The 11,103-nt window shown below is 69.3% G+C and carries 16 protein-coding genes; 1 reads left to right on the forward strand and 15 read right to left on the reverse strand.

Annotation, left to right across the window (positions count from 1 at the left end):
* Positions 1–7: 7 nt before the first annotated feature.
* Both ACZ6Y7_RS19330 and ACZ6Y7_RS19335 read right to left on the reverse strand, forming a co-directional pair.
* A complete protein-coding gene (locus ACZ6Y7_RS19330; protein ID WP_465759102.1) occupies positions 8–1,561 on the reverse strand; it encodes a DNA primase family protein in 1,554 nt (517 codons plus the stop codon).
* Complete coding sequence (locus tag ACZ6Y7_RS19335; RefSeq protein ID WP_465759133.1) at positions 1,543–2,445, reverse strand: toprim domain-containing protein; 903 nt, start codon at positions 2,443–2,445, stop codon at positions 1,543–1,545. The genes ACZ6Y7_RS19330 and ACZ6Y7_RS19335 overlap by 19 nt, the downstream gene beginning before the upstream one ends.
* A 149-nt stretch (positions 2,446–2,594) precedes the next feature.
* Between ACZ6Y7_RS19335 and ACZ6Y7_RS19340 the strand changes: the two genes are divergently transcribed.
* Positions 2,595–3,317, forward strand: a complete 723-nt coding sequence (locus tag ACZ6Y7_RS19340) for a hypothetical protein (RefSeq protein ID WP_465759103.1) — start codon at positions 2,595–2,597, stop codon at positions 3,315–3,317.
* A gap of 32 nt (positions 3,318–3,349) precedes the next feature.
* Here the strand turns inward: ACZ6Y7_RS19340 and ACZ6Y7_RS19345 are convergent, their stop codons facing one another.
* The 13 genes from ACZ6Y7_RS19345 to ACZ6Y7_RS19405 all read right to left on the reverse strand — a co-directional run bounded on the left by ACZ6Y7_RS19345 (position 3,350) and on the right by ACZ6Y7_RS19405 (position 10,921).
* On the reverse strand, positions 3,350–3,769 hold the full coding sequence (locus ACZ6Y7_RS19345; protein ID WP_465759104.1) for a hypothetical protein: 420 nt from the start codon (positions 3,767–3,769) through the stop codon (positions 3,350–3,352).
* Positions 3,769–3,948 (reverse strand): hypothetical protein, encoded by a 180-nt coding sequence (locus tag ACZ6Y7_RS19350; RefSeq protein ID WP_465759105.1) that lies wholly within the window; start codon positions 3,946–3,948, stop codon positions 3,769–3,771. Before ACZ6Y7_RS19350 ends, ACZ6Y7_RS19345 begins: the two co-directional genes overlap by 1 nt.
* Positions 3,945–4,121 (reverse strand): hypothetical protein, encoded by a 177-nt coding sequence (locus ACZ6Y7_RS19355; protein ID WP_465759106.1) that lies wholly within the window; start codon positions 4,119–4,121, stop codon positions 3,945–3,947. The genes ACZ6Y7_RS19350 and ACZ6Y7_RS19355 overlap by 4 nt, the downstream gene beginning before the upstream one ends.
* Before the next feature lie 3 nt (positions 4,122–4,124).
* Entirely contained in the window at positions 4,125–4,421 is a 297-nt protein-coding gene (locus ACZ6Y7_RS19360) for a hypothetical protein (protein WP_465759107.1), read from the reverse strand.
* 80 nt (positions 4,422–4,501) lie between these two features.
* Positions 4,502–5,254, reverse strand: coding sequence for a recombination directionality factor (locus ACZ6Y7_RS19365; protein WP_465759108.1), 753 nt, complete (start codon positions 5,252–5,254; stop codon positions 4,502–4,504).
* A gap of 80 nt (positions 5,255–5,334) precedes the next feature.
* Positions 5,335–6,132 carry a hypothetical protein gene (locus tag ACZ6Y7_RS19370; RefSeq protein WP_465759109.1) on the reverse strand — a complete coding sequence of 266 codons (798 nt, stop codon included), beginning with the start codon at positions 6,130–6,132 and terminating at the stop codon, positions 5,335–5,337.
* Positions 6,133–6,219: 87 nt separating this feature from the next.
* Positions 6,220–6,414 (reverse strand): hypothetical protein, encoded by a 195-nt coding sequence (locus ACZ6Y7_RS19375; RefSeq protein WP_465759110.1) that lies wholly within the window; start codon positions 6,412–6,414, stop codon positions 6,220–6,222.
* Positions 6,415–6,875: 461 nt separating this feature from the next.
* Complete coding sequence (locus ACZ6Y7_RS19380; protein WP_465759111.1) at positions 6,876–7,064, reverse strand: hypothetical protein; 189 nt, start codon at positions 7,062–7,064, stop codon at positions 6,876–6,878.
* Positions 7,061–7,615, reverse strand: a complete 555-nt coding sequence (locus ACZ6Y7_RS19385) for a deoxynucleotide monophosphate kinase family protein (protein WP_465759112.1) — start codon at positions 7,613–7,615, stop codon at positions 7,061–7,063. Before ACZ6Y7_RS19385 ends, ACZ6Y7_RS19380 begins: the two co-directional genes overlap by 4 nt.
* 138 nt (positions 7,616–7,753) lie before the next feature.
* Entirely contained in the window at positions 7,754–8,449 is a 696-nt protein-coding gene (locus tag ACZ6Y7_RS19390) for a hypothetical protein (RefSeq protein ID WP_465759113.1), read from the reverse strand.
* A 125-nt stretch (positions 8,450–8,574) separates the two neighbouring features.
* Positions 8,575–8,886, reverse strand: coding sequence for a hypothetical protein (locus ACZ6Y7_RS19395; protein WP_465759114.1), 312 nt, complete (start codon positions 8,884–8,886; stop codon positions 8,575–8,577).
* Between the two features lie 2 nt (positions 8,887–8,888).
* Entirely contained in the window at positions 8,889–9,125 is a 237-nt protein-coding gene (locus tag ACZ6Y7_RS19400) for a hypothetical protein (protein ID WP_375956652.1), read from the reverse strand.
* The gene (locus ACZ6Y7_RS19405) at positions 9,125–10,921 is read right to left on the reverse strand and encodes a LysM peptidoglycan-binding domain-containing protein (protein WP_465759115.1); all 1,797 of its coding nucleotides are present in this window, start codon (positions 10,919–10,921) and stop codon (positions 9,125–9,127) included. The genes ACZ6Y7_RS19400 and ACZ6Y7_RS19405 overlap by 1 nt, the downstream gene beginning before the upstream one ends.
* Positions 10,922–11,103: the final 182 nt, after the last annotated feature.

An 11,103-nucleotide genomic window follows, 5' to 3' on the forward strand; every position in this document is an offset into this window, starting at 1 on the left:
TCTTTTCCTAGTCGTTGGTGGTGTCGAAGACTCCCGGACCTGCGGGTACCGGCTCGCCCGCGAACCGGACGCCGAGCAGCACCCGCCCCTTTGTCATGCGGTGCTGGCGGATGCCGCGCTCGTCCAGTGCGCTGATGAATCCGCGGCGGGTCCACGCCTTCTCGCCCTGGGCCTCGCACCAGTCGCGGTAGGCGTTGTAGGCGTCCTGGGAGGGGACGTGGCTCTTGTCGCTGTCCACCTTCACCAGGACATCCGTCAGGAACTCAGCCAGCGCGTCGGAGTTCTCCTTGAAATTGGAGGTGGCGGTCTTGATGCAGTCGGGCTCCTTCAGGCCGTCGGCGTACCACTCGGTGGCCCCGGCGACCGCCCACGCGGCGATGCCCTCGGCCTCCTCGCGCAGCTCCGCGAAGATGCCGTGGTCCCGCTCCTCGGGCTTGAAGTAGCGGTCGAACTTGATCAGTTTCACGCGCCGCCACAGGCCGGCATCCTGCGACCGGAAGGCCGGGGTGTGGTTGGAGGCCAGCCACAAGAGGAAAGTGGGCTGGTAGGTGAAGAAGTTCTCTCGCATGAACCTGGCGGTCAGCCGGTCCGAACCGGTCGCGCGCTTGAGCACGGACTCACTCATCGGCTTGCCGGCCTCCCCTTCGCTGGCCATGACCATCCGGGCCCCGCGCAGCGCGGCCAGGTCGGCGGGGATCGAGCTGCCCCGGTCCTCGAACGTCTCGAAGCGAGTGGTCTCGCTGAGCGCTTCGAACGTGTAGCTGAGGCTGTCCAAGAACACGCTCTTGCCGTTCGCGCCGACACCGACGAGCACGGCGAACGCCTGCTCCGCCGTCGAGCCGGTGATGCCGTATCCGCACAGGCGGCGCATGTAGGCGGGCATCGACGGCTCGGCGGGGAACACCTCGTCCAGGAACCGCAGCCAGCGCGGGGCCTTCGCCTGGGGGTTGTACTTCCACGGCAGCGCCTTGGTCAGCATGTCCGCCGGGTCGTGCGGCCTGAGTCGGCCGGAGCGCAGGTCGACGGTCCCGTTGGCGAACGACAGCAGGTGCGGCTGGTGGTCGAAGTCGTCCACCTCGCAGTGCACCCCGCGCACCGACGCCAGCTCGCGCATCAGGTCGTCAATCCTCCTCGCCATGGTGAAGCCCTTGGCGGCCTTCGCCAGCGGGAGCGCCGCGACCTGCTTCTCGTACTCTGCTTCCAATGCGTCCCCGGCGAGCTTGAGCGCCAGGGCCTCGCGGATGATCGCTTTCTCCCGCGCCAGGGTCTCCACCATCGCGGCCCCGAGGTCGTGGGCGGCCTGGCGCACCAGCACCTCCGAGCGGACCCAGTGCGTCCCCGCCCAGACATGGAAGCCGACGCCGTCGGCGTACTTGATGCCGCCCTTCATGAACATCACCAGGGCGTGGGCATTGACGATGTCGCTCGCCCCGTAGCGGGACGCCGCTTCGCGGTAGGCGGCCACCGCCTCGGCTGGCGGCAGCGTCAGCGCGGGCCGGTCCGACTCGAAGGGGGTGGTCAGGCTGTCGATGGCGTAGGCCGTCATCGGGTCTCTCTCCATACTGCGTAGTCCTTGAAGCCCGCAGGCAGCGTCAACTGGCGGGCGGGCACCTCCCGTTGGTGGAGGGCGGTGAGGATGGTCCGGGTGAACTCCCGGCCGGAGCGGTCGTTGTCGCCGCACACCCGCACGTCGTGCCCTGCCAGTCCGGCGGCCAGCTCGTCCAGGGTCGACGGGTCGTTGTTGAGCAGAGCGGCCCCGCGTACCCCGACCGCGTTGTAGCCGTCGGCGACGATCGCCAGCGGGTCCGACAGGCCCTCGGCGACGACCCACGGGGCATCGGGGTTGGGGCTGGGGAACACCCCGAACCGCTGCCACTCGAACCCTTCGGGGTTGGCGAGCGAGATCCACCGGCCCGGGCAGCGCCCCGAGAGGTCCCGGCCCTGGGCGCCCCTGGCCACTCCCGCGAAGTCGTGCATGGGCACGACGAGGCGGGGATACCGGACGAACGAGGTCGGAACCCACTCGGGGCACGGTTGCGGGCCGGGCCACCAGCACAGGCCCAGCCGGTCCTGCTCTTCAGCAGGCAAGCCGAAACGTATCTGCGCGTAGGCCACGGCTGGGGTCGCGTCGTCACCGGCCGGCAGGCTGTCCAGCCACGCCCGCAGCCCGGCCGTCAGGTACGGGGAGACGGGCTCGGGCCGGGCCTCGGCGACGGTGACCAGGCCCTCCGGGTCCACGTTGAACAGGTGCCTCGGTAGAAGGCCCATCCCGGCAACGACGTCCTCGAAGGCACACCCAGCGCGGCAGGCCAGGCCCACCATGCCGTTGGTCTTCAGGTTGATCCACAGCGACGGCTTGCCGTCGTCGTGGGCCGGGCAGCGGGCGACCCACTCACCGGGCTGGTAGTCCCGCCACTCCTCCAGGCGGTCCAGGATTTCCTGCATGCGCACGGCCATCTCCTCTGAGTGATCGTTTCGGAATGACTTGCGATCGAGAGCCCTTACCGAGCCGTTCCGCGATCGGGTCGCCCACCCCGGTTACGGTGCATGCCTCGCTGGCGCTACGCTCTCAACACTGCGACGAAGGGGCAGCGTTGACGACGGAACCGAATAACAAGGAATTCACATCTGCGGTCGAGCGGGCCTTCCGTGATGCATTAAGGGCTCACGGAATTTCGGCCGCTCAGGTGGCCGCCGCCGAGGAATCCTCGCTTACCGGCCTCTTGGGTGAGACCAATAGCATGCTGCTCAACTGGGAATCTTTCGGGCAGAAGGGAGTCAGGTACGCGGACCCCGAGTCGGGGTTACACATTAAGGTCACGTCGGACATTCGTCCCGCGCTGTTTCGCCGCCGGCGTCACATCCTCAGCCGGATCGCGACCTCCAGCTTTCCTGAACAGGTAATCGCTAATAACGTAATGCCGAAAAGCTCAGCAAGGGCGGTGAATGATCCGCAAGGAGAGGTAGCTGGAACTGGCGCCATAGCAACCGAACTAGCGGCAACTGCCGAGGGGCTACTTCGAGAGATGCAGCTCCAGTCGGAAGCAGACCACCAGAGGAAGGTCGCTCAGTCAGTAATTAGAGGCACCCGCCTGAAGTTCTGGCTGTCCAAGGAGCCAATGGGTGTGGCGGTTGGCGCTGCCTTCATCCTGCTAGTCACCCTCGCGATCACCATCGGGATGTTCCTGCACACCGATGCACCCGCCGTACTCTCAAACGCACTGTTGCTGGTACTCGGATACTTCTTCGGGCAAGCTTCAGAACGACGGGCGTCTCGGAACACCCACGGTGGCGACTCGACTGAAGTTGACCTGTGAGCCGTGCTAGATCAGTGGCGGTGGACGATATGTCACTGAACTATTGATCGGTAACCTACCTCCCGCAGGGCCTTGACGATCGCGGCGTGCGTGCGGATGGACGTGACGGCGTACCCGCCCTCGGTCCGGGCGCGGGGCCGTTTCACGTACGCGACCCCGAACGGCATCCCGGCGTGCTTCGCCTCGGCCTCGGCCTGGCGGACGTAGGCGGCCAGGTCGTACGACTTCTCGGCCTTGCACTCCCCGGCGAAGGGGCGCACCCCGAGGTCGCCGATGTCGGCCGCGCCCTCCTGGACGTTGCGGCGGACGTTGTCTCGGTCGGTCGGGTCCTTCCAGCGGACCGCCCGGTCGCCGTCCTTCCAGAACTCCCGGTACTGGCCGAGCTGTTCGTTCAGGTAGTCGGCCACCGCGGACTCCCAGCTCGTCCCCTTGGCCTTGTTGCGGTTGGCCACTAGGCGGTCACCACCGTCAGGGCCGCTCCCCGGAAGACGGCCAGGCCGGCGGCCTCCCAGTAGCGGGAGAAGTCCGGGCGCTGGCGGGCGTCGTGCAGGAACAGGAGACGGTCACCGGGGCCTGCGCGGCGCAGGTCGCCCAGCGCGGGGGCGATGCCCGCTCCGATGCGGTACGTCATGTCTCCTCCGGCGGTCGGGCCTCGCGGAAGTCGGCGGTGTGCGCGGCGTCGGAGGCCCGCAGCAGGCGGCGGGGGTTGGCGCCCTCGGCGGCCAGGGCCCGTGCTCGGGCGTGCAGGAAGCCGCGCCGCTGCTCGGGCGGGATCTCCCACAGGGGTGTCGTGTGGTGCTGCACCGGTCAGTCCCTCTCCGGCAGGTGGGCCCAGGAGGTCCGGCGGGCGATGTGGCGGCAGGCCCGCTCCGAGATGTTGAACGCCTCGGCGAGCGCGGACAGGCTGGCGCCCAGGTCGGCGGCGCGGCGGATGGCGTAGACCTTGCGCTCGGTGAGCTTGGCCTGCGAGTTGCGGGTGCCGGCCGACGGCGGCCGGGGTGGCTCGCGGAAGGCAGAGCGCATGATCTCCTGCGCGCGGTCGGTCGCGGGCAGGACGTTGACGAGCCGGGCCGCGATCGGCTCGGCGGGGGTAGGGGTGTACACGGGTTCTCTCTTCGGGGAAACGGGAGCGGGACCGGCCTCCGAAGAAGCCGGTCCCGCTGGTGGTGCTGGTGGAGCGCCGGTTAGAACGGCGGCTCCTCCTCGACGGCCGAAGCCGGGGTGTCGGTGATCGCCAGGTCGTAGGACTTGATCACCTTGGCGGTGAGCTTCTGGTAGTCGACCTCCCGGCCCGCCTTGCTCATGTAGTTCACGCGCTCGTTGATCAGGTTCACCAGCGCCGGGCCGCCGACCTTCGCCAGCGCGTTCTTCAGCGCGGGCAGCTCGCTGATCAGCGTCCAGCCCGAGGACTTGTAGCGGAAGACTCCGAGGCCGGGGTCGTGGGCGAGCCGGAAGCTGATGCGGATGTCCGGCTTGGGGCCCCGCTCGTCCTTCGCCCGCGCCTTCAGCTCCGCGATGGTGCGCGGGCAGCGGCACGGCACGCCCACGTCCTCCGGCGGCGACAGGAAGGTCCGGGTGTCGCAGTGGTGGGCGAGCTTGCCGTTCACCCAGTGCTTCATGTCGAACTCGATCGCGCCGGGGCCGTCGATGACCACCTCCACCCGGTCGGTGGACGTGTCCACCGCGATGGCGTCCTCGGCCTCGGTGTCCAGCTCGTGCGGCGTGCCACCCAGCAGCTCCGCCACGGCATCCGCGGTGGCCGGGACCGCGCTGGTGACGCGCCACTTGTGCAGGGCGCGCGGGAAGCCGCCGGCCGGGTCCGGCTCGTAGGCCCGGAAGGTGCCGGCCACGTCCGGGCGCGCGTTGGCTTCGGCGCGCTCCGCGCGCTCGGCCAGCTCCGGGTTGGAGTCGAAGATGTTGTCGAGAGCGTCGCTCAAGTGCAGTCCGTTCTGTAGGGGGTCGGGCCGCCAGCAGGGCGGCCCGGAGTGTTTAGGCCGGGGCGGTTAACAGGCCAAGGTCAGGAGGCGCGGCGGGCCGTGCCGGTCAGGTGGCCGGCCTCGTTCTTCCAGGCGACGCGGCCGATGATCCCGGCGTCCGAGGCCCGGTCGTCGGCGAAGCGGCGGCGCAGGTTGAGGAAGCGGTCGAACACGGCGCGGTCGATCTTCACCGGGCGGAACTCGGCGCGGTGCGGGGTGATGTGCAGGACCGCCCCGGCGTCGACCTTCGGGAACGCCTGGATCTTGCGGTCCACCGTGATCAGGTCGTCCGCGTGGGCGTACGCGGCGAGCTGGGCCGCCACCGAGAGGTAGACCGACTTGGAGGTCTTCAGGTCGCCCAGGATCGTCTTGCCGTTGATCCGGACCATGAAGTCGAAGCTGCCCGCGTACTCGTGCTCGCGCGACCAGGCGACGTCTTCCGCGTGCAGCAGCTCCGGCTGGTAGCGGTCGAGCCACGCCTCGATGTGCGGGACGTACGGCTCGACGTCGTGGTGCGGGTACGGCACCTCTTCGCCGCGCAGCCGCAGCTCGAAGTAGTCGTGGACCAAGCTGCCGACATCGGCGCGGACCTTGGTGTACCTCTTCGCCGCGAACTTCAGGAAGTCCACGGCGGCCTGCCTGTCGCGGGAGGCGATGCGCTGGACGACCTCCAGGTCCGTCACCGCACACTCGGCCGCCATGCCGGCCGACCAGTCCTGAAGGAAGGGCTTGGCCTCCATCGACAAGATCGACGTCACCGAGGGGGCGAGGTCACCCGATTCGGGGTGGACGTAGTAGCGGCTGCCCTTCTGGTGGATCGTGCGGACGCCTTCAGACATGTAGTCCTCTCTGTTTGGGGTATGCAAAAGCCCCGACCGTCCAGTGGACAGCCGGGGCTGAGACTTACCTTGCCTTACTTACCTTACCTAGCCCCGATGACGGCGCATCAGCTCCCACAGCACCGGGCCGGTCAACCCAATCGAGGCTGCGGTGGTCGTCGGCCACCCGACCTGGTTGTGCAGGCCGAGAGTGGTCAGCGCCCCGTGGGCGTAGATGGCGGCTTCCCGCCAGGTGATCGGGCGGTCGCCACGCGAGGGGGCTGCGGGTCGAGGCTGTGCCATGATGAGGTGTTCCATTCTGTGGATGCCAGTCCGCACGGAACTCGCGGGCCACCCCCTTGCGCGGGGGTGGCCCGTTCCGCTTGGCGGCAGCCTACGGGCCGTCAGCCACTATTCCAAATCCCATTTGTTCGGGAGCGAAAAGTTCCAGCTCAGCGCCCGTAGCAGAGTTAACCACCATGGATTGTGCATCGACACTCGCGGACGCCGCCCCGAACACTGGGGCGTCAGGGCGCTAGCGTGTCGCGAATCCTACCGTCCCAGCAGGTCAGAGACCTAAGAAACATGCTTTCTACTCATGCTGCAATGTATGCGTTGACTCATATAGTTAAGCAATTATGATGGGGAATCACTGCGGCTTCCGAGTCGCGCCTAGGCACTCATTTGTCAAGATATTTCCTGCGAGCCAGCGGGGCAATCAGGTGGCCATACAAAGCTCCGCCCTTGGGCCTATTCGATGCAGCTCACGTGAGCGACGGGAGGCTATCCGAGAAGCCGGGCACCTCCGCCTCGACGCGGGCGGTCGCGGCCTGCTCGTCGGCCTCGCGCTCCTGCGGGGTCAGCAGGTCCGGCACGGGGGTGTAGACGAAGAGGATGTTCTCGATCGCGGTTGCGGTGCGGTCGATCGCGTCGAAGCGGTCGCGCAGGGTCATACGGTGGCCTCCAGGGCGTAGCGGATTCGGGCGTGGAAGTCGGAGAGCGAGCCGGTGTTCGGGACGACGAGGTCGGCGTGCTCGGGGCCGAGCTGTTCGCTGGAGTGGTCGCCGGCCGGGGCGCCCCGGTCGATGAACCACACCGCGAACCCGGCCGCGCGAAGGGCCTGCACCTCGTTGGCGAAGCGCACGTCGGTCACCGCGACCGGGCCGCCAATCGCGGCGGCGGCGCGGAGGCAGCGGGTGATCCAGAAGTCCGGGTCGACGTGGCGGCGGACGCCCTCGGTCCCGAGCCGCTGAAGGAAGCGCCGGGCCTGCGGGAACCTGTCCTTCACGGCCTCCCAGCCGTAGCGGTCCACCGCATCGGCCAGGTGCACCGGGGCGGGGGCGTGCACGCCCAGAAACTCGGTGCCCACCACCGGGTCGACGTCGTAGGCCATCGCCTTCAACGGGTCCGCCAGCGCGAGCCGGGTGAACCCGTACTCCCGCAGCACCGAGGCGGCCGTGTCCTTGCCGGATCTCGCCCGGCCGATCAACGCGATGTCCTTCATCTCGGGCACGCTCCTTCAACCGGTGGTCTTCTCCGCCACCGTTGAGCCAGCCCGGTTAACACCCGGCCGGAAGCGCCCCGAAACGCGAGAAGGCCCCGCCCTCCCGAACACGGGAGAACGGGGCCTTTGCCGGGGCTGTCAGCTCAGAGCCTGCTCCAACGCGAGCAGCGCGGCGCGCGTCTCGCTGACCTCCTGGCGGAGCTGGTTCTTCTCCTCGACCTCCGCGCCGTCGAACAGGGCGGGGTTCAGCGCGGCGGCGAGCCTGTGGAGTGCGTGGATCACGTCCGGAGCGTCGGCCGGCGCGACGGTCGGCTCGTCGTCGGCCAGGAGTGCGCCGAGCCTCTGGAGGGACGCCCGACGGTTGTACCGGTCGATCCGAACCTCCCGCTGGGCCTTCGGGATGATCTTGTAGTACTCGAAGACCTCGTCGGAGGACGCCAGCCCCGGGAACTGGCGCACGAGGTCTTCCGACCCGAGGGAGAGGACGTATTGGACGCGCACAGGTGAGAGCGCGCCCCGGATTCCCTGGAGGATGCTGTCCCGATCCTTCTTGACCGTCGCGCGGACCTCGGGAGAGGACATCGGCGGGGCCTTCACTCCGGCGGTGTCCAGAAGGGCGGACATCCACTGCCGTGCGGCATAGCTCTCGCGGCGGAGATCCGGGCGGCCCTCCGCGTTGGTGAACAGCAGAGCCGTCTCGAACACCACCTCGGCGAGCGGGCCGAAGTCACGCTTCTCCCGCGCGGGGCCCACGAGTGGCACCGCACGATCCATGATCTCCTGCGCCCCAGGGAACTCCAGCCAGGCGGGCGCGGTCGGCTTCTTCGGGGGCATGCGTTCCTCTCGACTTGGACGGGGACCGTTGTGCAACCAACGGAACCCGGCGTCCATTCCACCACGCTCTTCCCCGGAACGAGGAAAAGGCCCCGATCCGTCCGAAGACGAGCCGGGGCCAGGGTTCACCGCTTGCTCTTCATGCCGTCCTCGCCTACCTCGACGGGGGCCAGGTGCGGGCACGCGCAACACTCGGCGAGCGCTTCGGCACGGGCCGCCTCGGTGCGGGCCGCGTCGGTCGCATGGGTGACCACGCGCTTACCCGCGGAGTGGCCGGCGGCCATCGTGGCGGCGGTCAGCAGCAGGCCGATGACGGCCTCGTTGGTCTCGATCCCGGCGAGCTTGGGCACGACGGTGCTGAGCACGGTCAGCAGCGCGACGACGCCAGCGCGGGTCTTCACCGGGTTGTCGGTGATCCAGGTCTTCAGGTCTTCCATGATCAGCCCTTCAGGCGTATAACGACGTCGGCCAGGGCGGTGCCGCCCGCGAGGCCGGAGGCCACGACGCCGTAGCGCCAGACCTCCAGTTGGCGGACGCGCTCTTCGTGGTCGCGGAGGGTCTGGTCGACCGCGTCACTGCTCTGGGCCAGCGAGCGGACGTCCTCCCGCACGCCCACGAGCTGGTCGTAGATCTCCCTCGGGCCGATGACCACGCCCAAGGGCTCGTTCTCGGGCATCAGTAGCCTCCTTCGTTCCAGGCAATCGACTCGAACGAGCCGTACGTCGCGTTCGCGTAGCGGACCCCGGCGATGATTGAGTCGACCGGGTTGAGGATGTCGCGGTGGCCGGGCAGCGCGTAGGTGTCGAAGGTCGGCCGGATGGTCTGGAGGAGGCCGTACGTCCCGCCGTAGAGGGCTTCGTTCGAGTCCCAGTGGTTCTCGGCGAGCGGGTTGCCGCCGGACTCGACCATCGCGCGGTGCTCGATCGCGGCGGCGGACGGGACGAGGTCGCCGTTCGCCCGCAGGACGTCCCGGGCCTCCTCGATCCAGCCCGCGAGGTCGTTCGAGTAGCTGGTACTCGGGGTGGCCGGCGGCTCCTCGACCGGGGCGGTTGAGTCGGGGGCCTTCGCCGCCGGGGCCGGGCCTTCGTCCTTCGACTTCGGGGCGGCCGGGCGCGGGACGGGAGCGGAGCCGTCGGGGATCACGATGTCCTGGCCGGGAAAGATCAGGTCCGGGTTCGCCACCGTGGCGGTGTTGGCGGCGACCAGGGCCTCCAGGGTGACGCGGCGGTTGGCGGCGATGTCCCACAGGGTGTCGCCGGGAACGACGGTGTGGACCGGCGGGGCGGCGGCCCCGGCGGTGGCGGTCGGCAGGTTGATGACCTGCCCGACCTCGATCCGGTCCGGGTCGGCGAGCTGCGGGTTGGCGTTGACCGCGGCGTCCAGGCCGACGCCGTAGCGGGCGGCGATGGCCGACAGGGTGTCGCCCCGGGCGACGGTGTGAGTGGCCGCGCCCGGGGCCGGGGTGGGCAGCGGGTCGGGGCTCGGGGCGGGCTCCGGCGTCTCGGCCGGTGTGGGCTCGGCCGGGGCCGGGCTCGCGGTCGGCTCCGGTGCGGTGGTCGGCGACGCGGCGGGGACGGTGATCTGCTGGCCCTCGGTGATCCGGTCCGGGTTGTCGATCTGGGGGTTCAGCGAGAGCAGCCCGGCAACGGTGGTGCCCAGCGCCACGGCGATGCCGCCCAGGGTCATGCCCCGGCGGACGGTGATCGTGCGGGTGGCCGGCGGCTGCGGTGCGAGGGCGTCGCCGAACTCGGCGAGGAGGCGGGCGAGCTGCTTGGGGCCGGGGATGCCGTCGGCGTCGGCGGTGTCGCCGAGCTTGAGCTGCCAGGCGCGGAAGCTCTCGGTGTCCGCGCTGCCCCACACCGGGCCGGGGCCTTCGGTGTAGCGGGAGCAGCCCGCGCGGACGAGGGCGCGGCCCATCACGGTGATGTGCTCGCCTCGGGCACCGGGGCCGTACGGCTTGCCGTTGATGGTGACGGCCTGGCCGCTCGGGGTGGTGGTGCCGCCGGAGGTGTAGGCGGGGCGGCCGACGCCGAGCACGGTGGAGCGGGGACGGGTCTTGCGGACGACGCAGCCGCCGGAGCCCTGGCCCGCGCCCGAGGTGCGGGCAGTGTTGCCCTCGACGGTCTTCACCTGCTGGCCGGGGGCGGAGTCCTCCAGGACGATGCCGACGTGGTCGGCTGTCGGGCCGCCGTCCCAGGTGAAGAAGATGACGTCGCCGCGCTTGAAGGCGGCTTCGCGGCCGAACCACTGGCCCTTGTTGCGGAAGTACTGGACGTGGCTGGGACAGTAGGCGAACTTGCCGACCACCGCGGCCTCGCCGCCCTTGTCGGCGCACCAGGAGACGAACATGTCGCAGTACGGCTCGTGGTTCAGCCCGTACCAGCGGCCGAAGGGGGTGTCGTAGTACTTGCCCGAGGGGCTGAGGCCGCCCCGGTAGTTCTGGTCGGCCCACTTCAGGGCCTCGGTGATCACTGCTTCGCGGGAGATAGGTGCGGGTCCTTTCAACAGGGAAGCCCCGCCCGGGAGTTCGGGCGGGGCCGCTGCGCGGGTTGCAGCTGTGGGATGCTCCTATGGCTGTCAAGCCGCAGAGGCCAGGTCGGTTTGAGTGATTTGTGTGGTTGGTGTGCTGGTCAGAGCGCGGTAGACCTCGCGGG

The sequence above is a fragment of the Kitasatospora sp. NPDC053308 genome (assembly GCF_055585785.1).